General features: G+C 69.5%; 23 protein-coding genes. 5 read left to right on the top strand and 18 right to left on the bottom strand.

Annotation, left to right across the window (positions count from 1 at the left end):
* Positions 1-47: 47 nt before the first annotated feature.
* The 5 genes from menD to AC5RW2_RS12900 all read right to left on the bottom strand — a co-directional run bounded on the left by menD (position 48) and on the right by AC5RW2_RS12900 (position 7,652).
* Complete coding sequence (menD, locus tag AC5RW2_RS12920; protein WP_494074076.1) at positions 48-1,847, bottom strand: 2-succinyl-5-enolpyruvyl-6-hydroxy-3-cyclohexene-1-carboxylate synthase; 1,800 nt, start codon at positions 1,845-1,847, stop codon at positions 48-50.
* Positions 1,848-1,937: 90 nt separating this feature from the next.
* A complete protein-coding gene (locus AC5RW2_RS12915; RefSeq protein WP_494074047.1) occupies positions 1,938-4,010 on the bottom strand; it encodes a PhoX family protein in 2,073 nt (690 codons plus the stop codon).
* A 236-nt stretch (positions 4,011-4,246) separates the two neighbouring features.
* Positions 4,247-4,663: an HNH endonuclease signature motif containing protein gene (locus AC5RW2_RS12910; RefSeq protein WP_494074075.1), complete on the bottom strand. Its 417-nt coding sequence runs from the start codon at positions 4,661-4,663 to the stop codon at positions 4,247-4,249.
* On the bottom strand, positions 4,627-6,294 hold the full coding sequence (locus AC5RW2_RS12905; protein ID WP_494074046.1) for a DUF222 domain-containing protein: 1,668 nt from the start codon (positions 6,292-6,294) through the stop codon (positions 4,627-4,629). The genes AC5RW2_RS12910 and AC5RW2_RS12905 overlap by 37 nt, the downstream gene beginning before the upstream one ends.
* A gap of 326 nt (positions 6,295-6,620) precedes the next feature.
* Positions 6,621-7,652 carry an o-succinylbenzoate synthase gene (locus AC5RW2_RS12900; protein WP_494074045.1) on the bottom strand — a complete coding sequence of 344 codons (1,032 nt, stop codon included), beginning with the start codon at positions 7,650-7,652 and terminating at the stop codon, positions 6,621-6,623.
* A gap of 66 nt (positions 7,653-7,718) precedes the next feature.
* Between AC5RW2_RS12900 and AC5RW2_RS12895 the strand changes: the two genes are divergently transcribed.
* On the top strand, positions 7,719-8,630 hold the full coding sequence (locus AC5RW2_RS12895; RefSeq protein ID WP_494074044.1) for a phosphatase PAP2 family protein: 912 nt from the start codon (positions 7,719-7,721) through the stop codon (positions 8,628-8,630).
* A 124-nt stretch (positions 8,631-8,754) separates the two neighbouring features.
* On the top strand, positions 8,755-9,327 hold the full coding sequence (locus tag AC5RW2_RS12890; RefSeq protein WP_494074074.1) for a GNAT family N-acetyltransferase: 573 nt from the start codon (positions 8,755-8,757) through the stop codon (positions 9,325-9,327).
* Positions 9,328-9,397: 70 nt separating this feature from the next.
* On the opposite strand, the gene AC5RW2_RS12885 is transcribed toward AC5RW2_RS12890, so the two are convergent.
* The 5 genes from AC5RW2_RS12885 to pdhA all read right to left on the bottom strand — a co-directional run bounded on the left by AC5RW2_RS12885 (position 9,398) and on the right by pdhA (position 14,553).
* Positions 9,398-10,261, bottom strand: a complete 864-nt coding sequence (locus AC5RW2_RS12885; RefSeq protein WP_494074043.1) for an MBL fold metallo-hydrolase — start codon at positions 10,259-10,261, stop codon at positions 9,398-9,400.
* A gap of 145 nt (positions 10,262-10,406) precedes the next feature.
* Positions 10,407-10,622 (bottom strand): hypothetical protein, encoded by a 216-nt coding sequence (locus AC5RW2_RS12880; protein ID WP_494000602.1) that lies wholly within the window; start codon positions 10,620-10,622, stop codon positions 10,407-10,409.
* Between the two features lie 85 nt (positions 10,623-10,707).
* Positions 10,708-12,315: a dihydrolipoamide acetyltransferase family protein gene (locus tag AC5RW2_RS12875; RefSeq protein ID WP_494074042.1), complete on the bottom strand. Its 1,608-nt coding sequence runs from the start codon at positions 12,313-12,315 to the stop codon at positions 10,708-10,710.
* 2 nt (positions 12,316-12,317) lie between these two features.
* Positions 12,318-13,364, bottom strand: a complete 1,047-nt coding sequence (locus AC5RW2_RS12870; protein WP_494074041.1) for an alpha-ketoacid dehydrogenase subunit beta — start codon at positions 13,362-13,364, stop codon at positions 12,318-12,320.
* Positions 13,365-13,392: 28 nt separating this feature from the next.
* Entirely contained in the window at positions 13,393-14,553 is a 1,161-nt protein-coding gene (gene pdhA, locus AC5RW2_RS12865; protein ID WP_494074040.1) for a pyruvate dehydrogenase (acetyl-transferring) E1 component subunit alpha, read from the bottom strand.
* 214 nt (positions 14,554-14,767) lie between these two features.
* Here pdhA and AC5RW2_RS12860 point away from each other — a divergent pair, with 214 nt between their 5' ends.
* Positions 14,768-15,229 carry an Lrp/AsnC family transcriptional regulator gene (locus tag AC5RW2_RS12860; RefSeq protein WP_493978019.1) on the top strand — a complete coding sequence of 154 codons (462 nt, stop codon included), beginning with the start codon at positions 14,768-14,770 and terminating at the stop codon, positions 15,227-15,229.
* 9 nt (positions 15,230-15,238) lie between these two features.
* Here AC5RW2_RS12860 and AC5RW2_RS12855 read toward each other — a convergent pair whose 3' ends face one another.
* The 8 genes from AC5RW2_RS12855 to paaA form a co-directional block, all read right to left on the bottom strand.
* The gene (locus tag AC5RW2_RS12855) at positions 15,239-15,874 is read right to left on the bottom strand and encodes a dihydrofolate reductase family protein (protein WP_494074039.1); all 636 of its coding nucleotides are present in this window, start codon (positions 15,872-15,874) and stop codon (positions 15,239-15,241) included.
* Positions 15,875-15,994: 120 nt separating this feature from the next.
* The gene (locus tag AC5RW2_RS12850) at positions 15,995-16,954 is read right to left on the bottom strand and encodes a 2-hydroxyacid dehydrogenase (RefSeq protein ID WP_494074038.1); all 960 of its coding nucleotides are present in this window, start codon (positions 16,952-16,954) and stop codon (positions 15,995-15,997) included.
* Between the two features lie 148 nt (positions 16,955-17,102).
* On the bottom strand, positions 17,103-17,870 hold the full coding sequence (locus tag AC5RW2_RS12845) for an enoyl-CoA hydratase/isomerase family protein (RefSeq protein ID WP_494001294.1): 768 nt from the start codon (positions 17,868-17,870) through the stop codon (positions 17,103-17,105).
* Positions 17,871-17,910: 40 nt separating this feature from the next.
* Positions 17,911-19,065, bottom strand: coding sequence for a 1,2-phenylacetyl-CoA epoxidase subunit PaaE (gene paaE / locus AC5RW2_RS12840; RefSeq protein ID WP_494074037.1), 1,155 nt, complete (start codon positions 19,063-19,065; stop codon positions 17,911-17,913).
* On the bottom strand, positions 19,066-19,602 hold the full coding sequence (gene paaD / locus AC5RW2_RS12835) for a 1,2-phenylacetyl-CoA epoxidase subunit PaaD (protein ID WP_494000608.1): 537 nt from the start codon (positions 19,600-19,602) through the stop codon (positions 19,066-19,068). It abuts the gene before it with no gap.
* A gap of 32 nt (positions 19,603-19,634) precedes the next feature.
* Positions 19,635-20,462: a 1,2-phenylacetyl-CoA epoxidase subunit PaaC gene (paaC, locus tag AC5RW2_RS12830; protein WP_494000609.1), complete on the bottom strand. Its 828-nt coding sequence runs from the start codon at positions 20,460-20,462 to the stop codon at positions 19,635-19,637.
* The gene (gene paaB, locus AC5RW2_RS12825; RefSeq protein WP_494001295.1) at positions 20,459-20,788 is read right to left on the bottom strand and encodes a 1,2-phenylacetyl-CoA epoxidase subunit PaaB; all 330 of its coding nucleotides are present in this window, start codon (positions 20,786-20,788) and stop codon (positions 20,459-20,461) included. Before paaB ends, paaC begins: the two co-directional genes overlap by 4 nt.
* A gap of 24 nt (positions 20,789-20,812) precedes the next feature.
* On the bottom strand, positions 20,813-21,805 hold the full coding sequence (gene paaA, locus AC5RW2_RS12820) for a 1,2-phenylacetyl-CoA epoxidase subunit PaaA (RefSeq protein ID WP_494074036.1): 993 nt from the start codon (positions 21,803-21,805) through the stop codon (positions 20,813-20,815).
* 193 nt (positions 21,806-21,998) lie between these two features.
* Here paaA and AC5RW2_RS12815 point away from each other — a divergent pair, with 193 nt between their 5' ends.
* Both AC5RW2_RS12815 and AC5RW2_RS12810 read left to right on the top strand, forming a co-directional pair.
* Positions 21,999-24,191 carry a S9 family peptidase gene (locus tag AC5RW2_RS12815; protein WP_494074035.1) on the top strand — a complete coding sequence of 731 codons (2,193 nt, stop codon included), beginning with the start codon at positions 21,999-22,001 and terminating at the stop codon, positions 24,189-24,191.
* 88 nt (positions 24,192-24,279) lie between these two features.
* Entirely contained in the window at positions 24,280-24,783 is a 504-nt protein-coding gene (locus AC5RW2_RS12810) for a hotdog fold thioesterase (protein WP_494074034.1), read from the top strand.
* Positions 24,784-24,803 lie beyond the last annotated feature (20 nt).

Raw genomic sequence — 24,803 nt, 5'->3', positions numbered from 1 at the left:
GGCTCCCACAACAATCTGGGCAGGCTCGCCCAGCACACCGGGCAGGCTCACCCCAGCAGACGGGAAGTGGCGGTCGCGACGGCGGCCGCCACTTCCGCGTGCACGGCCCGCAGCCGGCTTCGGTCGGTGCGCACCTCCACCACGCTGCGCCCGGCCACCGGCTCGGAGAGGACGGCGTCCAGTTCGTCCGCGTCCTTGACCAGCCGGTGCCGGACCCCGTAGCCGGCCGCCAGCGAGGCAAGGTCCGCGCGGTGCGGGGTGCCGAAGAGGCGTTCGACGGCGGACGTGAACGCCGCGTGCTCCCCCACCTTTCCGTGTTCCAGGGTCGAGAAGATTCCGCCGCCGGAATCGTTGACCACCACGATCTGCAGGTCGGGTTCGGGCTCCCCGGGTCCGAGCAGCAGCGATCCGGCGTCGTGCAGGAAGGTCAGGTCCCCCATGAGGGCCCGGGTTCCGGTTCGTGCTCCCAGCGCGATGCCCGCCGCAGTCGCCACGGTGCCGTCGATGCCGGCCACGCCGCGGTTGGCGTGCACGAAAGCGTCCGGAATGTCGGTGGGCGTCCCGGCCAGGTCCACGTCGCGGATCGGGTTGGACGAACCGAGCACCAGCCGGCCGCGGGTGTGGAGCCAGACCGAACGTGCGACCCGCAGGCCCGTCAGCTCCGGTTCGGTGTCCAGGCGTTTGAGCAGGGCCGCATCGGCCGCAACGGCGGCGTCCCGCCAGAGCCGCAACCACGCGCCGGACCCCTGGCCCGAGAAGATCGACAGATCCGCCGGCTCGGAAATCACCCGCTCCCGTCGGCGTCCGGGCTCGTACCAGGGGACCGGATCCGGCTGGAACAGCGCGGCCTGGACGTCCTCCCGCGCCAGCAGGGCGGACACCGGCCGCGAAAGCGTCGGGCGGCCAAAGACCACGGCCCGTTCGATCTGTGGCCCGAGGTGGCCCAGCAGCAGGCGGTAGGGTCCGATGGCGTTCGGGCCGAACCTCGCGTTGGAGGACGGTTCGGCCAGCAGCGGCAGCCCGTGTGCACGCGCGAAGGCTTCGGCTCCGGCTCCCGCACCGTGTCCCGCCACGACCACGGTGCGGCGTTCCTCGGCCGCGTGGATAGGCGGTTCCGCCTGGCCCGCGTTCAAACTGGTGGCCCGCCCGGATGCTATCGCCCCGGGTGCCGAGGCACCGCCGTCGTCCGTTGCCCGCACCGGCGCCGCGGCGTGGTCAGTAGCCGTATCCGTATCCGGGAACAGCGGGTCGCGGAACGCGAGATTGATGTGCACGGGACCGACCGCACCCGGATGCGCCGCCGTATCGGCCGCCGTGGTCGCTGCGTTAGCCGCCGACGGCGTGGCCGCCAGCGAGAGCAGGTCGGCCGTCGCGGCCGCCGGGGCCGGCGGGATGCCCTTGGCGTTCAGGAGGCTGGTGCGGATGGCGTCCGTCGGGTCGTCTCCGGCCGGGATGTCCACGGCCGAGCGCACGTGGATGCCGAACAGTCCGTGTTGCACCGTAGTCTGGTTGGCACCGGTGCCGCGCATTTCGGCCGGGCGGTCGGCGGAGAGCACCACCAGTTCCACGCCGGCGTGATTGGCTTCCATCACCGCCGGCAACAGCTCGCCCACCGCCGTTCCGGAGGTTGTGACCACCGGAACCGGGCGCAACGAGCCCAGCGAGAGCCCGAGCGCGGTAAACGCCGCGCCCCGCTCATCGATGCGGACGTGCAGCCGCAGGTCGCCGTGTGTTTCGGCCTCGGCGAGCGCATACGCCAGCGGGGCGCTGCGCGAACCCGGCGCGATGACGACGTCGCGCACTCCGCCCCAGACCAAGGCCTTCACGGCCAGTCGGGCGGTATCCATCGAGCTCAGCTGCGCAGTCACCCCCTCATGGTAAGCAGACGGCCGCGCCCCGAGGGACGCGGCCGTCTGCCTTCCGTCGGCGTGGCCGGGCTAGCGCTTGAGGTGCCCGTTCTTGCCCTTGAACATCTGGATAACGGACGGCCGGGGCAGCGCGGCGTCGCCCGGCTTGGCGCGGCGCCCGTCCCCGACGTAGTCCGGGAACAGGGAGCGCTGGGCTCCCCAGCTGCCGTCCTCGCCCGGGTGCTGGACGGCGACGAACACCAGCCCGTCGTCGTCGTGGATCAACGGGCCGCAGGTCTCGGCATCGATCGGCACGGCCATGAACTGCTCCACCTTGCCGCGTTCCTGTCCTTCCAGCGTGACACGGAAGAGAGCGTCGTTGCGCTGGATGGTGCCGGGCTGCCCATCGGTGGAGACCCACAGGTTTCCGGCCGAGTCGAAGGCCAGGTTGTCCGGGCAGGAGATCGGCTGCACCTGGTCGGCCGGGTAGCCGCTGAAGTAGACCGAATCGTCCACCGCCGGATCGCCCGCCACCAGGATCAGCTGCCAGGTGAACTCGGTGGAGGTCTGGTCACCGGTCTCGGTCATTTCGATGATGTGGCCGTGGCGGTTGTTGGCCCGGGGGTTGGGCTCGTCCACCTGCGCGCGGGTCCGGGCGGTGTTGTTGGTGCAGGCCATGTAGATCTTGCCGGTCGCCGGGTTGATCTCCACGTCCTCCGGGCGGTCCATCTTGGTGGCACCCATGGCGTCGGCGGCGAGCCGGGTGTACACCAGCACCTGGTCGATCCGCATGCCCGGCACCAGCGATTCGCCGTCGCGGGTCAGCTGGATCCAGTACCCGGTGCCGTCGAACGCACCGTCGGAGGGCAGCACGCCGGAGCCGTCGATCTGGTTCTGCGGGGAATTGCCCGTGAAGCTGGCCACATAGAGGTCGCCCTCGGTCAGCAAGGTCATGTTGTGCTTCTTGTCGCCCTCGCGGTAGGTGCCCTTGGAGACGAACTTGTACAGGTAGTCGAAGCGCTCGTCGTCGCCGGAGTAGGACACCGCGTGGCCGGAGGCGGCGATGGTCACGTTGGCGCCCTCGTGCTTGAACCGTCCCAGGGCGGTGTGCTTGCGCGGGGTGGAGGTGGGATCGAACGGGTCCACCTCGACGATCCAGCCGAAACGGTTGTCTTCGTTCCGGCCCTCGGGCCGGTCGGTGTCGAAGCGCGGCTCCGGGATGTGCCAGCCGCGCGACGGGTTGGCGCTGGTCAGGCCGTAGCGGCGCTGCTCGGCCGTCGGGGCGGACACCTTGAAGTACTGGTTGAAGTTCTCTTCGCCCGAGAGCACCGTCCCCCACGGGGTGGTGCCGCCGGCGCAGTTGTTCTGCGTCCCCAGCACGATGCGGCCGGTGGGATCGGCCTGCGTCTTCAGCAGCTCGGAGCCGGCGGCCGGCCCGGTCAGTTCGTATTCGGTGTCCATCAGGAAGCGGCGGTTCAGCCTGGCCCCGCGGACGTAGGTCCACGGCTGGCCCTTGCCCTTGCGCTCCAGTTCCACGACGGACAGCCCGTGCGCGGCCATGGCTACCTCGCGCTGGCGTTCGACGGGCATGTCCGGCGGGAACATGATCCCCTCGTTGGTGTACTCGTGGTTGGCGAACAGGACCGCCCGCTTGCCGTTGCTGCCCGGGATCTCGATGATGTCCAGGTAGTCGTTGTTGTAGCCGAACTGGCCCGACTGGGACTCCTTGGTCTGGTTCTGCGGATCGAACTCCGCGCTGTCGTGGAACAGGGGGTCTCCCCAGCGGATGACCGGATTCCAGTTGTAGCCCTTGGGTACCACGACGTCGTCCACGTTGTTGGGCACGGCCTTGATGCCGTCGAACTTGAGCTTGCTTGGGTTGCCCGGCCCGCGCCCGGCCTTGGCGGCCGGGGCGAGTCCAACCTGTGCATCCGCGGCCGCGCCGCCGCCGAACATCAGCGCCAGCGCGCCGGCGCCGCCCAACCCCATCATCCGGCGGCGGGAGTATTCGGCGGAGACGATGTCCCGGAAGTAGTTATTGTCCGAGGTGTTGCAGACGCCCTTGGCGCAGGCGTTGTCGCACTTGAGCGCGCAGGTCACGGCGCTGCGTTTTCCGGACACATGGCCCAGCATCGGCAGGTAGCGCTTCTTGGTTTCGGTCACGTTTTCACCTTCTGCATTGAACTATGGGATCGTCCTCCAGTGTGCTGATCGAAGTCGACCGGCAGGCCGAGCAGTGGTGAATTTTCGGCCAACGGCAGGCAAAACACCTTGCCGGGCTGGGCCGGGACCGCGAGGCTTCGCGTTCTTCCAGGGCGAGGCAACGAGTTTCTTCACGGGTGGCCTCGGCGTCAGAGGTGTCACCCGCAGAATCGGCCAGGCGCATTGCAGCGCCGAGGTCAGAATGGGGGTGGTGCGTTCAGGTCGGTGTTGTCGTAGGGCAGTTCGATGCCGCCGAGCGTACGTTTTTGTGGTGCTTGGTCGCTGATGTCGCGGGCGGCGGCGCCGTCGGCTGCTTGTGTGGCGCCATCGTCGGTGTCTCCGCCTGCGCCTTTGGCGCCGCGGGTGTTGTCTTCGTTTTCGCCGGTGGCTGCCGCTTCCGTTTCCTTCGGCCGGGGCAGGAGGGTGTCCCAGCCCTCGTCCGGGTGGGTGGTCTTGCGGTGGCCGGTGCGCGTGGTCCACGTGACCTGACCGTGTGGGCCGGCCTCGGCCCGGGCGTGCCCGGCGGTCTTCGCCGCGTGGTGGGCGCTGCACAGGCACTGCAGGTTTTCCGGCACAGTTATCCCGCCGTCGTCCCACCCGCGGACATGGTCGATCTCGCAGTACCTGGCCGCGCGGCGGCAGCCGGGGAAGCGGCAGTGCCGGTCCCGGACACGGACCAGGCGTTTGAGCCATTCGGGCGGAATCCGCAGTTGCCGGGCGGCAGCGATCGCCTGGCCGTGGTCGTCGGTGAGCAACGGCAGCCAGGACCTGGCCAGCTGGGCCAGTTCCCGTCCCATGTCCGCCGAGATCGGGCCGTGCCCGGCCAGGTCACCGGGCTCCTCGCCCAGCCCCAGCAGCGTGGCCAGGGCATGGTGACCAGCATCCCCAGCCCCGCACCACCACCACAGTTACCGCCGCCGTGTGCGGTCCGAGTACCTCCGCCGACCGGTGCCGGCGGAGGGGCCGCAACAGCACCGTTCCCCACGGAGTCTTCAGCGAACCTGCCGCTTCCGCTGCCGGCTGGTGCCAGTGCCGCGGCCGGTTCTGTCGGTGCCGCGGCCGGCTCCGGTGCTGCCGGCACCGTGTCTTCCGCTGCATCCATGTTTGGGGTGCCGGCCGGGCAGGTGCGGTCGGCCAGCATGAGGTCGCAGAACACGTCGGCGCGCAGCTGGGGCAGGGTCCTGGCCTCGCCGGGGCCTTGGAGGGAGCGGGCCGTGGTCTGGATCCGGTCGAAGACCAGATGCGCCTTGTCCGCGCTGGTGCGGATCCACAACTCGGCCATCCCGTCGTCCTGGTCGGTCAGCTGCACGTCCCGGGACTCGTTTGCCCGCCGGTGCCGCTGCGCCAAGGATTCCGGGTGCAGGCGGTCCCGCATCCGCCGGGCCCGGGACCGCACGGTATCCAGTGTGACGTCCCCGGCGCCGGGCAGCACCGCGTTCTCAAAATCCGGCAGGCATTCGGCCGGCAGGTCCGCGCAGCCGCGGGCCAGCGCCTTCGCCCGTGGCAAGTCCAGGTCCCCGCGGCCCATCGCCTCGAGAGTGCCTGGCAGGTGCGTGCAGATCTGCCGGGCGTCGGCCAGCATGGCCCGCGCCGCGGCGTCACCGGTGCACAGGTGCGCCGAGATCTCGTGGTGCGCGAAGCGGGAAAAGCCTTCCGGGTCGCGGTCCCCGCCAGCACCGGGACGCAGCCGGGCGAAGCGGTCCAACGCCTTCATCCGGCAGGACTGCACCCACGCCTCCACCCGGCCCGCAGCCAAAAGGTAATCCATGGTCTGCACGTCATTCAGTTCCGCCGGCTCCATCACCGCCAGCAAACCGGCCAGCACGGCAGGCACCCCCACCCCGCCCTCGGGCATCACAGGCTTACCATCGGCGTCCTCCGGCACCACGGGCAGGCCTACCCCTTCCTCGGTGGTCCCGGCCGTCGGTTGTCCGGTGCCAGATCCCTGGGATGCTCCGCGATCCTCGGGCATGGCTGGCTGCCCGCCGCCGTCGGCTTCGGTTGGCGAAGGAATCTCTGCGGTGTTGGCCGACTCGGCGGCGGCAGACGCATCAGGGTCAGCGGCCGCGGGAAAGAAACCGGCGCGATCAGGTTCGATACCATAACGCCGGAGCAGTGCCTCTGTTACCGCGTGCTGCAGCAGCGCTTCCAGCAGCGAACTGTCCGGACGCGAGGGCACACCGAGGTCCATCACCAGTCCCTGTCCCGGAACCGGGAACCGAAGCTCGACGCCCTCGCCCTCCATATCCTCACGCTACCGGCCGCCTCGGACAGTTTGAGGGCCTCGCTTGCCATCGGTGCAGGGAATCGGCAAGACCAGACTGCGCTCACGAAAGGATTAGGCCAGACATTCAGCCTGGTCGGGCCGCGCCTATAGAACCGGGCCCAAAACCCTGAAGGTTGTTCCGGATGCTGCCTTCCGCAGCCCCGAAGCACGTCCCGAGCACAGGCGCTTCACTGCTCCAGCGGGCCCGCAGGCGAGGTCCGTGGCGCTGCCAATCCCCCCTGCTCTTTCGGCACGTCGCCTGGGCCGCCGGGATGGTCGCCGGCGGCCGTTCCCCCGCCCCCACGTCACGGCTCCAGCAGCCGGTACGTCCGCGTCAGCCGTTCCAACCACCACTGCCGCCGGTCCGCCGGCGCCGCAAGACGATCCAGCAGGTCCGGGTCGGGCACAACGTCGCGCACCGGGAGGCGGCCGGCCACCGGCACGAGCGGTTCCGCCGTCACGTCCGCGTCCATCAGGGACACCGTCGCCAGTCCGCAGGCATACGGAAGTTCCGGCAGCGCCGCAGCCAACGCCACGCCGGCACGGATTCCCACAGAGGAGTCCAGGGCGGAACTGACGACGGCGGGGAGCCCGGCTTGCGCGACGATCTCCAGTGCCCGCCGCACGCCCCCGAGGGGCTGCACCTTGACCACGATCAGGTCGGCGGCGTCTTCGCGGGCCACCCGCAGGGGGTCGGCGGCCTTGCGCACGCTTTCGTCGGCCGCGATCGGGGTGGCGATCCCGCGCCGGCGCAGCTCGGTCCGCACGGCGCGCAGCCCGGCGATGTCGGCGACAGGCTGCTCGGCGTACTCCAGCGAATACCCGGCCAGCCGGGTCAACGCCTCCACTGCCGCGGGCACATCCCAGCCGCCGTTGGCATCTACCCGGAGCGCAGCGTGCGGGGCTGCGGCACGCACGGCGGCGACACGGGCCACGTCCTGGTCGATGTCCTGACCGGTTTCGGCAACCTTGATCTTCACCGTCTGCGCACCGTCGTAGCGGGCCAACACGCCGGGCACCTCCGCCGGCGTCACCGCGGGCACCGTGGCGTTGACGGGGACGCTGTCCCGGACCGGGGCCGGGAAACCCCGCCAGCCCGCCTCCACCGCGGCCGCCAGCCACGCGGCTGTTTCGTCGTCGTCGTACTCAAGAAAGGGCGAGAACTCCGCCCAGCCAGCCGGGCCATCCAACAGCAGCACCTCGCGCTGCATCACCCCGCGGAAGCGGACTTTCATCGGCAGCGACACCACGCGTGCGGTGGCGAGCAGGTCGGCGAGGTCGGGGAGCTCCGGCCGGTCGGAAAGCCCGGGAACATCGGGAATCTGGTGCGGTGTCATCACCTCCAACTGTACGGCGGCCGCCCTTCCCGGAAGCTGCCAGCATTGTGTGCGACCCTAGAATCGATGACTCCGCAGCGTTCCCGTGTCCGCTCCCGGCCCGCGCCCAGCCGTCCGGCGGCGCACGCTCCTGCCCTGTTCTGGCTGGGAGCACTGTTGTGCGCGGGAGCCTTTGTGCTGAACTACTACGCCTTCGTCCGCACCACCACCGGGCAATTCGCCGACGAATCGGCCTGGGCGGAGGCGGACTCCGGCTGGCGGCTGGGCCGCGGCGTTTTCCTGGACTTCCTGGACCTGCTGCCGGATATCTCCGTCGCCGTGGCGGCCGTCGTGCTGCTGGTGGCGGCCTTGGTACGACGCCGGTGGGGGCCGGCGGTGGTCGGCGTCGGGGTGGTCGCGGCGTCGGCGGCGACGACGTGGATCCTGAAGAACCTTGTTCTGGACCGGCCCGACCGCGGCGTGCCCACGCTGGAACACAATTCGCTTCCGTCGGGGCACACCACCATCGCCACCGCTGCGGCCCTGGCCATTTTCCTGGTGGTCTCGCCCCGCTGGCGGCCGTTCGCTGCGGCCGCGGGTGGTTTGTATGCCGTGCTGGCCGGTGCCGCTACCTTGATCAACGGCTGGCACCGCCCGGCGGACGTGGTGGCGGCCTTTTTGGTGGCCGGCTTTTGGGCGCTGGCCGCCGGCCCGGTCGTGCTGCGGCGGGGCAGCGACTGGAACATCTGGTCCGGCTACGGCAGCTTCTGGGCGGCGTCCGCGTGGTGGCCGCGGCTGTGCTGGCTGCTGGCCGTGCTGGGCATCGGCGCCGCCGCGGGACTCTACCTGCTCGCGCAACAGGCCGGCGCGGCACCCGTCCCCGGCACCGGCAGGCTCCCGTTGTTTTTCTGGGCCGGCATGGGCCTGATCACCGGCACCGGGATGCTGCTCAGCGCCCTGCTGACCTGGCTGTTCGGCCTCCAGTCGCGCCGGCATTAGGCCACGCATGGGAACGGCAGCAACGGCCGGGCAGGGAGCGCTGCTCAGCGGCCGCGCTCAAGCATTGCTCAGCGCCCGGGCCCGGAGCATTGCCGGCACGGGACGGCGGTGGCAGTGTGATCCCATGGCCATCGAGGTGCGTCCGGCAACGGTCTTCGGCGATGTGAAGGCCATGCTGGGGCCAAAGCGCGCCGATGCCAACGTCTGCTGGTGCCTCAGCTACCGCCTTCCGTCGAAAGACAACGCCTCGCTGCGGGGCCAGGATCGAGGGGCGCTCGTTGAGCGCTTGTGCGGGCAGGACCCGCCGCCGGGGGTGCTCGCCTACGACGGCGACGAGGTGGTTGGCTGGGCCGCCGTGCATCCCCGGGCGGACACGGCCTTCGCGCGCAACCGAAAGATCCCGCACGTGGACGACGTCGATGTGTGGTCGGCGTGGTGCATCCGGGTGCGGCCAGGGCATCGCGGCAAGGGGATCTCGCATCATCTGCTCGCGGGCGCCGTCGACCTGGCGCGCCGGCATGGTGCCCCCGCGATTGAGGGCTACCCCGTCGACAACGAGGGCAAGAAGGTCGACCTGACCATGGCGTACGTCGGCACGCGAAAGCTCTTCGAACAGGCCGGCTTCACGAAGGCGGCAGACACCGACTCGGTGGTAAACGGGTTCCCGCGCGTGCTCATGCGGCTGGAACTGGGCTGACGCACGCCTTTCCGACGCCGCTCCCCCACCCCTTTCCGACGCCGCGCCCCGCTCGCCGCCGCCACTCCCCTTACCGGTTGGCGCTGAGGCGCTGCAGCAGGGCTCGGGACTGCACGGGCCCGTAGGGCAGGATCGGGATGGCCTTGGTGGAGTCCGCGGGAGTGTCGCGGCTGGCCTGTTCACCCATCCGGACGGCCAGGGTCATGGTCTCGCACATGTTCTTCACGTAGGCGTCGCTGACGGTCTGGCCGTGGCCGGGCACCAGCACGTCGTACTCGTGCCGCAGCCCGGAGATCCGGCGCAGCGCTTCCACCCAGTCTCGCGGGTAGGAATCTTCGAAGGCGGGCGGGGCACCCTGCTCCACCAGATCGCCAGCAAAAAGCGTGGTGGGCGAACCGACCAGCAGGTCGCCGTCGGTGTGGCCGCGGCCCAGATAAAAGAGCTTGACGCCGACCTCGCCCAGGTCGACAGTGGTTTCCGTGTCCACCAGCTTGTTGGGCATCTTGATCCCGGTGTGCTCCCCGTCGCCGGCCGCCATTTCGGGTTCCGTTTCCCCGACTGCCTCACGCTGGAGAATGCCGTTCTCTGCGACGTCGTGCGCGCAATTGCGGTGGGCGTAAAAGTCCTGCACGCCCTGGGCCGCGAAGTAGGCGTTGCCAAAGACGTGGTCAAAGTGGAAATGCGTGTTCACGACGACGAGCGGCAGCTTGGTCAGCGCGCGAACGGCCGCGTAAATCCGCCGTGCCTGCCGCGGCCCGGCACCGGTATCCACCACCAAGGCCTTGTTCCTGCCGACGACCAGCCCGGAGTTCAACAGATACTCCCGGGTCCTGATCACGTAGTTCCCGGGCGCCACCTGCACCCATTCCGCCGGCTCCCCGGCCCTGTCCGCCGGCTCCCCGGCCTTGTCCTCTGATCGGGCGGCATCGCTCATCCGGCTGTCCCCCTCCGTCGCGTCGGACACCGGCCGCGCGGACGGCGCAGCCTGATCCTGCCACGGTACCGTGCCGACCCCTCCGGCACACCCGGCCACCAGGCCGCGGCCAACTGGCTGCGGCCTCCTGGCGGGCGTCCCGAGCTCAGAGTTCGTGGACGGAGCGAAGCACCTCGCGCACTTCGCCGAACGGCACGGAGTCGTCGACGTAGGCCTGCACATGCTTGGAGCCCATGCCACGGACCATCACGCCGTGTTCCCCCTCGGCAGCCGACTCGAGGAACACCGGGCGCAGCGCCTCGGCATGGTGTGCAGACAGGCGGGAGAGGTACTTTTTGTACGCCTCTGGCAGAGTGACCATGCCCTAAGGGTAGCGCCGGCGGGGACGGGCCAGCTAGGGAAAATTCCGGGCTGCCGCCGGCTGGGCGCCGGCCGGCGGGGAGCTGCTACAGGTCCGCGAGGACGCTGCCGGGGTTTTCGATCGCGTCCGCCACGTAGCGCAGGAAGCCGCCCGCGGTGCCGCCGTCGCAGACGCGGTGGTCGAAGGCCAGCACCAGTTCGGTCACCTTGCGGACCGCCAGCTGCCCGTCCACCACCCACGGCTTGTCGATGATCCGGCCGACGCCGAGGATCGCCACCTCCGGGTAGTTGATGATGGCGGCGCTGCCGTCCACACCGAACACGCCGTAGTTGTTCAGGGTGAAGGTGCCGCTGGTCAGCTCGGCCGGCGTGGCCTTGCCGTCGCGCGCGACGGCGGTGAGCCGCCTGATCTCGGTATCCAGCTGCCGGGCGCTGAGCCTGTCGGCGTTGCGTACGCTGGGCACCATCAGACCGCGGTCGGTCTGGGCGGCGAAGCCGAGGTTCACGCCGTCGAAGCCGACGATCTCCTCGCCTTCCACCCGGGTGTTCAACTCCGGATATTTGGCCAGGCCGGCCAGCACGAACCGCGCGATGAAGGCCAGCAGCCCCGGGGTGTTCTCCGGATCGCGGCGCTTGAGGTCGGCGCGCATCTGCAGCAGGGCGGTGGCGTCCACGTCCACCCAGACGGTGGCCTCGGGGATTTCGCTGCGGCTGCGCGACATCGCCTGGGCCACGGTCTTCCGCACGCCCTTCATCGGGGTGCGGGTGGCGATGCCCAGGCCGGTACGGGCGTCGGTATCGGCGGCACCCGCCGTGCGGCCCTCCGCCGGGGCTCCAACAACGCCGGTGGCGGGGGCGGCGGCTCCGGCCATTGCGCCGGCGGGGGCCGGGGCTCCGGCCAGCGCGGCCTCCACGTCCTTGCGCAGCACCATGCCGTCCGGGCCCGTGCCGGCGATGTCGGTCAAGCGGAGACCCGAGTCGCGGGCCAGCTTGCGGACCAGGGGCGAGATGACCAGCGGGGCCCGTCCGCTCGCGGCCGGCACGGGTTCCTCCTGCGTTGCCGCGGTCGTCGGAGCTACCGCCGGGGAGGCCACCGCCGCCGCGGAGGTCACTGCCGCCGGGGAGGCCGCCGCGGTCGCCGGAGCCGCCGCCGGAGCTGCCAGCGGTAGGGTCGCCACGGCAACGCGGCCGGTCTTCGGTTTCCGGGTGCGCTTGGACCCCGCCGATCCACCGGGTGTGCCGTAGCCGATCAGCACGTTGCCGGAGCCGGATTCGGCAGGCTCCTGGATGCCGGCGCGCTCCTCCCTCCGGTAGGCCTCGCCGTCGGGATGGCCGGCGCCTGGCCCCGCGCGGTCCGGGTCGGGAGCGTCTCCCGCCGCGACCGCGGCGGCGGCCTCCCCCGCCCGGGGGGCCTGCGGCGCGGCAGCCTGGGCACCGTCGTCGTGCACGTAGCCCGGAGCGTCGACGGAGATGAGGGGCTTGCCCACGTCCAGGGTGTCGCCGGCCGCGCCGTGCAGCACAGCGACGGTCCCCGCGAACGGGCTGGGCACCTCCACCATGGACTTGGCGGTCTCCACTTCGGCGACCGGCTGGTCCACGCGGATCTCGTCGCCGACCTTGACCAGCCAGTTGACCAGCTCGGCCTCGGTCAGGCCCTCGCCGAGGTCGGGCAGTTTGAATACCTGTCGCGACATGGCTACGCGTCCTCCCACTGAAGTTCATCCACCGCGTCCAGGATGCGGTCCACGCTGGGCAGGTAGTGCCGCTCCAGCTTCGGCGCGGGATACGGAATATCGAAACCGGTCACGCGCAGCACCGGGGCGGCCAGCGAGTGGAAGCAGCGCTCCTGCACCCGCGCCACGATCTCGGAGGCGACGGACGCGAAGCCGGGGGCCTCGGCGACGACCACGGCGCGGCCGGTTTTGCGCACGGACGCCATCACGGTTTCATCGTCGAACGGTACTATCGACCGGATATCAATGACCTCCAGCGAGCACCCCTCCTCGGCGGCGGCCGCGGCGGCCTGCATGACGGTGGGCACGGACGGACCGTAGGTAATCAGCGTGGCGTCGGTTCCCTCGCGGGCGACGACGGCGCGGCCGATGCCGGACCCCGCGGTGCCGGCCTGCCCCGCCCCGGATCCCTGCGCGATCGCGGGGGCGGCCCACTGCGACTGCAGCGCTTCGAGGTCCAGCTGCTCCTTGGAGAAGTAGAGCTTCTTCGGCTCCAGGAACACCACGGGATCCGGGAAGCGGATGGCCTCGCGGAGCATGGTGTAGGCGTCCTCCACCGTGGCCGGCGCCACCACCGTCAGGCCCGGCGTGTGCGCGTAGTAGGACTCCGAGGAGTCGCAGTGGTGCTCCACTCCCCCGATCCCGCCGGCATACGGAATCCGGATCACCATCGGCAGCTTGACCCTGCCGCGGGTCCGGTTGGGCATCTTGGCCACGTGCGAGACCACCTGCTCGAACGCCGGGTAGGCGAACGCGTCGAACTGCATCTCCACCACCGGGCGGAGGCCGTTCATCGCCATGCCGATCGCCATGCCCATGATGCCGGATTCGGCCAGCGGTGTGTCGAAGCAGCGTTCCTCGCCGAACCGCTTGGTGAGGCCGTCGGTGATGCGGAAGACGCCGCCCAGCGGGCCTACGTCTTCCCCGAAGACGACGACGGAGCGGTCTGCTTCCATCTCGTCGGCCAGGGCCGTGTTCAGCGCCTTGGCGAACGTCATTGTTGTGCTCATGGGGTGTCCTTTTACTGGGCGGCGGCGCTCAGGCCGACTCGCGCGAGAGCTCGTCGCGGAGCATGGCGGCCTGCTCGCGAAGCTGGCTGGTCTTTTCGGTGTAGACGAAGCGGAACAGGTCCTCCGGGTCCACGTCGGTCTCGGCGTTGAGTCCGTCGCGCATCTGCGCGGCCACGGTTTCCGCCCGCTCGGCGATTTCCTCTTCGAGGGCCTCGTCCAGGAGGTGCAGTTCCTTGAGGTATGTCCGCAGGCGCACCAGCGGGTCCTTCGGCGCCCACTCGGCCACTTCGTCGTCGGTGCGGTAGCGGGTGGCGTCGTCGGCGTTGGTGTGCGACTGCATCCGGTACGTGTGCGCCTCGACCAGGGCGGGGCCGCCGCCGTCGCGGGCCCGGGTCACGGCCTTGCCGAGCACGGACAACAACGCGGCGGTGTCGTTGCCGTCCACCCGCTCGCCCGGCATGCCGTAGCCGATGGCCTTGTGCGCCAGCGACGGCGCCACGGTTTGCTTATTGAGCGGGACGGAGATGGCGTACTGGTTGTTCTGCACGAAGAATACGACCGGGAGGTGGAACACGGCGGCGAAGTTCAGCGCCTCGTGGAAATCGCCCTCGCTGGTGGCCCCGTCACCGCAGAGCGCGACGACGACGGTGTCCTCGCCCTTGAGTTTGGCGGCGTGGGCGACGCCGACGGCGTGCAGCAGCTGGGTGGCCAGCGGCGTGGCCTGGATCGACACCTTGTGCTCGTAGGGATCGTAGCCGCCGTGCCAGTCGCCCTGCAGCAAGGTCAGGGTCTGCACCGGGTCGACGCCCTTGGCGATCACGGCGACGGTGTCGCGGTACGTGGGGAACAGCCAGTCGTCCCGGCCCAGGCACAGGGCCGCCGCCACCTGGCAGGCCTCCTGCCCGTGCGATGAGGGGTAGACGGCCAGCCTGCCCTGGCGGACCAGGGCGTTGGCCTGGTCGTTGACGCGGCGGCCGACCACCAGTTCGCGGTAGGCGCCCAGCAGGGCCTCGCCGTCGGGCAGCGGGTACTTGTCGTTGTGCACGTGTCGGCCGTCCGGGTCCACCAGCTGCACGGGCTGCCCGGAGGGCAGCATGTAGGCCTCCGCGGTGACCTGATCATCCATGCCGGGGCGGCCGGACGGGTCGGACATCGATCCCTCGATCGGGTTACCGGTTGAGATGGTCATGGTGTCTCCATTCGAATCCTGGTCGGCGGGCGCCGTTGCCTGCCGCCCCGCATGGCGCGGGCGGCCCTGGTGAAGAAACTGTGTAGCTTTAGTATGGATTCGGCTACTTTTCGTATCCACTTATGCGGGAAAACGTGGATTATCTGCTTGCCTGGCCGTAGTCTTGGAGACGAATTGTTAATGTGAGCTGGATAACCCCGCGAGGTGTAGACAGATGGCCAACGGTGCCGCCGCAAAAGTCCCGCAGCTGGACGAGATCGACCGCCGGATCCTGGCGGAGCTGACCCGGGATGGCCGGCTGTCCGTGACCGCGGTCGCCGAAAACGTGCACATCTCCCGCGCCCACGCCTACTCGCGCATCGCCCGGCTGACCGAGGCGGGCGTGCTGACCAAGTTCACGGCGTTGGTGGACCCGATTAAGGCGGGACTGAAGGCATCCGCCTACGTGACCCTGAAGCTGCGCCAGCACTCCTGGCGCGAGCTGCGCGAAGCCCTGCGCGCCATTCCCGAGGTGCACCACATTGCCCTGGTCGGCGGGAACTTCGATGTCATCCTGCTGGTCCGTGCCGTGGACAACGTGGACTTGCGCCGAGTCATCTTTGACCAGATCCAGTCCATGCCCGGGATCCTCGACACCCAGACCTTCCTGGTATTCGAGGACCTGGACACCCGCTGAAGCGCGCGCTCAGCCGCCGTTCCCGCCCGGGGGCGCCGCGACTTCTGTCATGTTGCCGGTCTCGACCTCGCCCGCACGCTCATATACCAGCGCCACCGCGCCCTTCTCGAAGGTGCGGGCGGGGCCGGCGAGGCGGAAGGATGCCGGGATGGTGCCGGAGCCGAAGAGGCGCTTCCCGCTGCCCACCGTGAGCGGATACAGAAAGAGGTTGAGGCGGCCGACCACGTCCTCGGTGAACAACGACTGCAACAGGTCGCCGCTGCCGAACACGTGCACCTCGTCGTGCCGCTCGCGAAGGTGGGCGGCCGCCATCGCATCGTGCAACGCGGTGGTGCCCGCCCAGGCGGGCTCGGTGAGCGTGGTCGACACGACGTACTTCGGCACCGCGTTGAACTTCACCGCGATCGGAGAGTCCTCGCCGGCATTGGGCCAGTAGGACGCGAAGATGTCGTAGGTCTTCCGCCCGAGCAGCAGCGCGTCGATCCGGTCGATGACCTCCCCGATCGCCTCGCCGGATGCTTCGTCGAAGAACGGCGCCTGCCAGCCGCCGTAGTCGAAGCCGCCCTCCGGGTCCTCGTCGGCCGCGCCCGGCGACTGGTACACGCCGTCGAGGGTGAGGAACATGTTGGCCACGATGATGCCCATGGGTCTTCCCTCCCGGCGCGTAACACCGCTGCCGACGCGCCGCCTTCATCCTGCCCGCGGGCCGGGACGGTTGTCCAGACCCGGACGCCTCGGCAGGCCACGGGCGGGGCTTTCGTGGACTCAGGGCCGAAAGCGGCCCGGCTGCACCAGGTTCTGCGGCGCCCGGCCGGCTGCGACCGCCGCCAGTTGATTCTTCAGGAGCCGGACGATCCGCGGTTCGAACGCCGTGGTGTCGCCGCCCAGATGAGGGGTGATCAGCGCGTTGCCGGCCCGCCACAGCGGGTGGTCCGGCGGCAGCGGTTCGGGATCGGTGACGTCCAACGCGCACCTCAGCCGGCCGGAGACGACTTCCGCGGTCAGGGCCGCCGTGTCGACAACCGCCCCGCGCGCCACGTTGACCACCAGCGCACCGTCCGGGAGGGCCGCCAGTACCGCCGCATCGATCAGCCCGCGGGTGGCTTCCGTCAGGGGTGTGATGAGGATCAGCACTTCGTGGGACGCCGCCAGTTCCGTCAACTCGTCCGTGCCGTGGACGTGGCCGTCGCCGTCGTCCCGGGCGCGGGTCCCGACCCGGGTCAGCTGCACGTCGAAGGGCTCCAGGCGCCGCGCGATTTCCCGGCCGATGCCGCCCACGCCGACGAGCAGCACCTTACGGTCCGCCAGCGACGGCCGCCGCACGTGGCGCCACCGGCCCTCGGGCTGGTCCCGCGCGGCGACGTCGATCCCGCGCAAGGAGGCAAGCACGAGCCCGACGGCGAGTTCGGCGGTGGCGGCGGCGTGCACTCCCGCCGCGCTGGCGATGGCGACGTCCGGTCCGACGACGGCGGCTATCCCGTCGACCCCGGTGGTTTGGGCCTGCACCAGCTGCAGGTTCGCCAGCTTCGGCAGGCCGGCGACGGCCCGGGACATGTCCGGGTACGGCAGCACCACGGCCTCGATCTGCTCGGGCCGGACGTCCTCGGGGTCGCCGTCGAAATCCCAATAGACGGTGCGGATCCCCGCGGGCAGGGGTTCCAGGGCGGCCATCAGGTCCCGGTCTGGGCAGGCGACGGTGGTGACGGCAGGCGGGGCGGCATTCATGTGACTCCTGGAGCAGAGGCCGGCAGCCCGGCAGCGCGAACGGGCTTCGCCTGGAAGCCTACCCTCCGTCCGCGCGGGCACCGGCAAAGCGCGCGGCACCAACCGTGCGGCACCGGGCTAGCCGCGCGGCACCGGCCTCGGCCCGCCGTCAGCCCTTGAAGACCGGCTTGCGCTTCTCCTGGAAGGCCTTGAAGCCTTCGGCGTAGTCGTCGCTCTTGCACAGCCGGCCCTGCGCGGCGTTTTCCTCTTCGGTGGCCAGCCACAGGCCCAGCCGCTGGTCGCGGATGTTCGCCACCAGCTCCTTGGACGCCCGGAACGCGCCGGTGGCGCCTTGGGCCACCTTGCCCACGATGCCGCGGGTGGTCTCCAACAGCTCGTCCGCCGGCATGGCCCGGCTGAACAGCCCGGCCCTTACCGCTTCCTCGCCGCTCATCAGCTCGGCGGTGTAGATCAGGTCCAGCGTGCGGTGCGCACCGAGCCGCTCGGTGAACAGCCAGTGCCCGCCCGAATCCAGGGTGGCCCCCAGGTTGGCGAACGGCGAGCCGATCTTGGCGCTGTCGGCCACGTACACCACATCCGTGGCGATCAGCAGGCCGAGCCCGACGCCGAGCGCCGCCCCCTGCGCGGCGGCGAAGGTGGGCGCGGGGAACTCCGCCATCTTCCGCAGCACCGGGGTGACGACGCCGGACAGGTAACCGTAGGCGTCGTCGGTCGCCGGGTCCACCGCCGAGATGTCGCGGCCGGCGCAGAAGCCGCGGCCCTCGCCGCGGAGCAGCAGCGCCCGGACGCCGGCGGCGGCGGCGTCGTCGTACGCCTTGCCCAGATCATGGACCGCCTGTTCGTCCAGCGCATTCATCTTGCCTGGTGCGTTGAGCACCACTTCGGCGATGTTGTCCTGGATGGACAGCTCAATCATGCTCATGGGACTCCTTCGGGGTCGGTGCTGTTAAGATCGGTCAGGCGTCGTAGTCGACGGTGATTTCGTCGCCGGTGGGGTGGGTCTGGCAGGTCAGCACGTAGCCGCGCTCGATCTCGTCCGGTTCCAGCGCGTAGTTCTCCTCCATGGTGAACGTGCCGGAGACAACCTTGGCGCGGCAGGTGCCGCAGACGCCGCCGGCGCAGGCGAACGGAACGTCCGGGCGGACGCGCAGCGCGGCGTTGAGCACCGACTCCCGGGCATGCTTGGGCGAAGCGACCGTGCCGGAGAGCCCGTCCAGCCGGAAGTTGATCTCGTAGTTGTCCGCGCTGGGGTCGAGCTGCACCGGCCGGCCGATGTTGCCCTGCGGTTTGGTCGGCTCGCCGGTGCTGAACAGCTCGAAGCGGATCTTCTCGGCCGGCACGCCGCGTTCGGCCAGGGTGTCGCGGCACAGCTGCACCAGTTCGTAGGGGCCGCAGAGGAACCATTCGTCCACGTCGTCGGTGCGGAGCACGTTGTCGAACAGGCTGGTCAGCTTCTCGGCGTCGATCCTGCCGGAGAGCAGCGGTGAAATGCGCTGTTCGCGGGAGAGCACGTGGTGCAGCGCGAAGCGGGTGGGGTATTTGTCCTTCAGGTCGGCCAGTTCCTCCACGAACATGACGTCCATGGCGGCCTTGTTCGCGTAGACCAGGTCGAACCGGACGCTGTCACTGGCGGCCAGCACGGTCCGCGCGATCGAGATCACCGGCGTGATGCCGGACCCGGCGGCGAACGCCACGAAGGTGGCCCCGGCGTCGGCGTTGATCTGTTCGGGGTGGTTGATCTCCGTCATCTGGTGCTTGGAGATGAACGCACCGGTGGGGCTCATGACATCCAGGACGTCCCCGGCCTTGAGGTGGTCGTTGGCCCAGTTCGAGAACAATCCGCCGATGTCGCGTTTGATCGCCACCCGGATTTCGCCCGGCTTCGGCTCGGCGCAGATCGAGTAGCTGCGCCGGATTTCCTGGCCTTCGAGCGTGGTGCGCAGCGCCACGTACTGGCCGGGCACGTAATCGTACTGGCCGTGCAGTTCCTCCGGCACCTCGAACGTGACCTCGACGGCCTCGTCCGTGAGCTTGCGGACCTCGGCGACGGTCAGCGGGTGGAAGGTGGCGCGGCGCTTGACGGCCGTGGCCTCCGGGGTGGAAGTAGTCATCTAAAGCACCTTGAAGTAGTCGAAGGGTTCATGGCAGTCGTTGCACTGGTACAGCGCCTTGCACGACGTGGAGCCGTACCGGGACAGCTCGCGGGTGTTGAGGGAATCGCAGCGCGGGCACTTGACGCTCAGGCCCAGCCTGACCGGTCCGGTGCGGACCGGCGCCATGCCCGACGGCGGGGCGATGCCGTACTCGTTCAGCTTGGCCTTGCCCTCGGCGGTCATCCAGTCCGTGGTCCAGGCCGGGGCCAGCACCTGCTTCACCCGGACGTCGGCGTAGCCCTCGGAGGCCAGCGCGGCGACGATGTCGTCGCGGATGGCGTCCATGGCCGGGCAGCCGGAGTAGGTCGGGGTGATGGTCACCTCGACGGCCGGCCGCCCGCCGTCGTCCGTTTCATCCAGCACCGACACGGACCGCAGGATGCCCAGGTCCTCGATGCTCAGCACGGGGATCTCCGGGTCACAGACGGTGGCCGCAACGTCCCAGACGCGTGCCGCTTCGGTTCCTGCCGGCCGTTGGGCCGTATTGGTGGACATGAATAGCTCCGTTACTCCGATGGCCGGCCTGGTTACCAGGTGGCGCCGGGGTGTTCGCGGGCCAGCACCTGCATCTCAGCCAGCAGGTAGCCCAGGTGTTCACTGTGTTTGACGCGGGTCTTGTCCGTCATGGCGGGCTGGACGTCCGGGACCTCCAGGGTCGCCTCCGCGAAGACGTCCGCGATGAAGGCGTCGAACCCTTCGCGCAGTTCCGAGGGCCGCACCGCGATGCCGGGCAGCCGGTCGATCAGCTCATCGTCCAGGAACAACTGCTCCACGTACGGCCAGATGGAAAGGAAGCCGGCGGCGATGCGCCGGTGCGACTCTTCCGTGCCGTCGCCCAGCCGCAGCGTCCACTGCGCCGCGTGGTCGCGGTGGTAGTCCACTTCCTTCAGCGCCTTGGCCGCGATGGCCGCCAGGGTCTCGTCCTGCGAGTCGACCAGCCGCGAGTACAGCTCGTGCTGGTACGTGGCGATGACCAACTGGCGGGCGATCGTCCTGCCGAAGTCGCCGTTGGGCTGTTCGACGAGGTAGCTGGAGCGGAATTCGTTCTCCCCGCGCCAGTAAGCCAGGTCGTCTTCGGACTTGCCCCAGGCAGAGCCGGCGTAGGTCAGGAACGACCGGGCATGGCCGATCTGGTCCAGCGCGATGTTGGCGAGCGCGACGTCCTCTTCCAACTCCGGCGCGCGGGAGATCCACCAGCCCAGCCGCTGGGCCAGGATCAGGGCGTCGTCGCCGAGGCGCAACGCGTACTCGCCGACGTCGTGGCTGGCCTTCGTGCCTTCGGTCACCTGCGCGGCAATGTCCTCCGGGCGCAGGGCGTTGCCCGGCGTGATCCGGGTGGCGCTTTCGCCGCTCACAGGTGCTTCACCCCTTCGCTCTTCGTGTAGTACGTGGCATGGCGGTAATCCTTGCCCTTGGGGGATTCGAAGAACTCGCCCTTCGCGTCAGGATCGCTGGCCACGATGGCCGACGCCGGCACCACCCAGAGGGAGACGCCTTCGTTGCGCCTGGTGTAAAGATCCCGCGCGTTGCGCACGGCCATCTCGGCGTCCGGGGCGTGCAGCGAACCGGCGTGCACGTGGGAGAGCCCGCGCGAGGAGCGGACGAACACTTCCCACAGCGGCCAGGGCTGCTTGTCGGACGACGCGGCTTCCGCCGTCGCCGTCTCCACGGGTCGGGCCATTGCGGTCTGGTCTCCAGTTGCCATTCAGGCCACCTGCGCTTTCTGTGCCTTCTTGTCCGCGTAGGCGGCTGCTGCTTCGCGCACCCAGGCGCCGTTCTCGTGTGCCTCGCGGCGGCGCTCCATCCGCTGCGCGTTGCAGGGGCCGCGGCCGGCGAGGACTTCGTAGAATTCGTCCCAGTTGAGTTCGCCGTGCTCCCACATGCCGGTTTCCTCGTTGTAGCGGATCTTGTCATCGGGCAGGGTCAGGCCCAGGACCTTGACCTGCTCCTGGATCATCCCCACGAACCGCGAGCGCAGCTCGTCGTTGGAGAAGCGCTTGATGTTCCAGGCCATCGACTGCTGCGAGTTCGGGGAGTCGGTGTCCGTGGGGCCGAACATCATCAGCGCCGGGGCGTAGAAGCGGTTGACCGCGTCCTGGGCCATCTGCTTCTGCGCCGGGGTGCCGTTGGCCAGTTCCAGCAGGATCTCGAAGCCCTGCCGCTGGTGGAAGGACTCTTCCTTGCAGATCCGCACCATCGCCCGGCCGTAGGGGCCGTAGGAGGCCCGGCACAGCGGCACCTGGTTGGCGATCGCGGCGCCGTCGACGAGCCAGCCGATGGCCCCCATGTCCGCCCAGCTGTTGGCCGGGTAGTTGAAGATCGAGGAGTACTTGGCCTTGCCCTCGAGCAGCTGCTGGTTGAGGACGTGCCGGGGCGCGCCCAGGGTCTCGGTGGCGGAGTAGAGGTACAGGCCGTGGCCGGCCTCGTCCTGCACCTTGGCCATCAGGATGGCCTTGCGCTTCAGGCTGGGCGCGCGGGTAATCCAGTTCGCCTCCGGCTGCATGCCGATGATCTCGGAGTGCGCGTGCTGGGACATCTGCCGGACCAGTGTCTTGCGGTACTTCTCCGGCATCCAGTCGGCCGGCTCGATCCGGGAGTCCTCGGCAATGATCTTGTCAAAGTAGGCCTTCCCGGCCTCGTCCTCGGGGGACGGCACGGCGTGCAACTGGGAGTCGCCGGCCTGGGTCTGCGTTGCCACGATGGTCACCTCACTGTACGAAATCCGGCCGCGAAATAATTACCGACCGTTCGTTCAGGATATAGCGCCTTTTCCGCAACCGTCAAGGCCAAGGGCGGCCGTCAGGGATCAGCCGGGATCAACTTCCGGCCCGGTGCTTCCACCCTCAGCCGAACCCGTCCGGCGGGGCGGGCCGGCTCTATATATTGGTGGCATGACGCACAGCCCCGCCGAAACCGTCCCCGCCTCCTCCCCCGCAGCCCTGCCGGAACCGCCGTCGCCCCGCAAGGTTCCCGTCGAGCGCTCCCATCACGGCGACGTCTTCGTGGACAACTATGAGTGGCTGCGGGACAAGGAGAGCCCGGAGGTGGTTGCGCACCTGGAGGCGGAGAACGCCTACACGGCGGCGGTCACCGGGCACCAGCAGCCGCTGCGCGAGGCCATTTTCGATGAAATCAAGAACCGCACCCAGGAAACGGACCTGTCGGTTCCGGTCCGCAAGGACGGCTGGTGGTACTACGGCCGGATGGAAGAGGGCAAGCAGTACGGCATCCAGTGCCGGGTCCGGGCCGCGGACACCGGCGACCGGGCAGCCGATTGGACTCCCCCGCAGGTCGACGCCGGCCGGCCGGTGCCCGGCGAGCAGGTGCTGCTGGACGGCAATGCCGAGGCCGAGGGAAAGCCGTTCTTTTCGCTGGGCGGCTCTGCCGTGACCAAAGACGGCAGCCTCTACGCCTACGCCGCCGACTTCGCCGGCGACGAGCGCTTCACCCTGAGGATCAAGGACCTGGACACCGGCGACCTGTTGGACGACGTCGTGGAGAACGTCTTCTACTCGTTGGCGTTCGATCCCGACGGCAGCCGCGTGTTCTACACGGTGGTCGACGAGTCCTGGCGCCCGTTCCAGATCAAGGCGCACACCATCGGCACACCGGCGGCCTCCGACGTCGTGATTTACCAGGAAGACGACCCGGCCATGTGGATGGGGTTCGAGCTGTCCTCCGACCGCCGGCATTTGGTGATCGGGATCGGCTGTTCCGAATACTCCGAGACGCGCCTGCTGGACTTCGCCGCTCCGGAAGCCGGGCTGCGGACGCTCATCCCGCGCGGCGAGCGGGTGCTGTACGACGCCGAGCCGTTCCTGCTGGACGGTGCCGAGAAGGTGCTGCTGACCCACAACAAGGACGCGGTGAACTCGATGGTCTCGCTGGCGGACCTCGCGGAGTTCTCCAAGCCCCTGGCCGAGCAGCACTGGGACACCGTGGTGGAGCACGACGACGCCGTGCGGGTCAACGGGGCCGGGGTGACCGCCACCCATATGGTGCTGTCCATCCGCCAGGACACCATCGAGCGCGTGCAGGTGCTGCCCCTGGCCGGTTTGGGCACGGCCGCGCAGGCTGCCCCGGCGGAGCCGGCATTCGACGAGGAATTGTTCACCGCCGGCGTCGGCGGTTCCGACTACGAGGCACCGGTGATCCGGCTGGCCTACACCTCGTTCCTGACGCCGCCGCGGATCTACGACTACGAGCTGGCCACCGGCACGCTGCACCTGCGCAAGGAAACGCCGGTGCTCGGCGGCTACGACCCGGCGGACTACGTGGCCGGGCGGGAGTGGGCGGCCGCGGCGGACGGCACGAGGATTCCGCTGTCGGTGGTCCGCAAGGCCTCGGTGCGGCGTGACGGCAGCAACCCGGCGCTGGTCTACGCCTACGGCAGCTACGAGGTGAGCATGGACCCGGCGTTCAGCACGGCGCGGCTGTCGCTGCTGGACCGCGGCGTGGTCTACGTGGTGGCGCACGTCCGCGGCGGCGGCGAGATGGGCCGGCACTGGTACGAGGACGGCAAGAAGCTGCGCAAGAAGAACACCTTCACGGACTTCGTCGCCGCCACCGAGTGGCTGGCGGCCTCGGGCTGGGCGGAGCCGGGACGGATCGCGGCCATGGGCGGCTCCGCCGGCGGCCTGCTGATGGGCGCCGTCGCCAACCTGGCGCCGGAGAAGTACGCGGCGATCGTGGCGCAGGTGCCCTTCGTCGACGCGCTGACCTCGATCCTGGACCCGGACCTGCCGCTCTCGGCGCTGGAGTGGGAGGAGTGGGGCAACCCGATCACGGACCCGGAGGTCTACGCGTACATGAAGTCGTACACGCCCTACGAGAATGTCCGGCCGGCCGCGTATCCGAAGATCGCCGCGGTCACCAGCTTCAACGACACCCGGGTGCTGTACGTGGAGCCGGCCAAGTGGGTGGCGGCCCTGCGGGAGGCCACAACCGGCACCGAACCGATCGTGCTCAAGACCGAGATGGACGCCGGCCACGGCGGCGCGTCCGGACGGTACGAGGCCTGGAAGGACCGGGCCTGGGATTACGCCTTCGCCCTCGACGCGATCGGCGCCACCGAGCCGGCCTAACCCGCCCGGCGATCCCCGGCCGCCTTGACTTGAATCACAAATCAGGATTACCTAATGAACATTCGGTAATGAACAGCGAGGGGCTTCCATGACGGACATCGACGTCGACACTTCCCGGGACGTTCCGGCGGAAAGCAACGAGCTGCAGCCGGGCGAACGGCCCGTGCACCCGGCCTTCGTCAACGACCAGGCCGCACGCTGGATGGGCGTGGAAGTCGTGAAGGCGGAGTTTGGCGACGTCGTGGTCGAGATGCGGCTGCGCGAAGAGATGCTCAACGGCTTCGGCATGGCGCAGGGCGGCATGGTGTTCGCGTTCGCCGACGTGGCCTTCGCGCTGGCCTGCAACGACCCTGACGGCGACGGCAGCACCATCACGGTGGCCTCCGGCGTCGACGTCAATTTCCTCAACCCGGGATTCGCCGGCCGGCTGCTGACCGCAACCGCCCGGCTGGTCAACCAGACCGGGCGGAGCGGCCTGTACGACATCACCGTCACCCAGGAGAAACCGGACGGCGGTGCCGACGTTCTGCTCGAATTCCGCGGCCGTTCCCGCACCGTCCCCAACCCCGCCCGCAACCAGCGAAAGCCCTGACTGCGCCGCAGCTTTCGACA

The organism is Arthrobacter sp. B0316-1-20, assembly GCF_059091865.1.
Note: the sequence above shows the minus strand (reverse complement) of the source record. Positions and strands in the feature narration are given on the sequence as shown.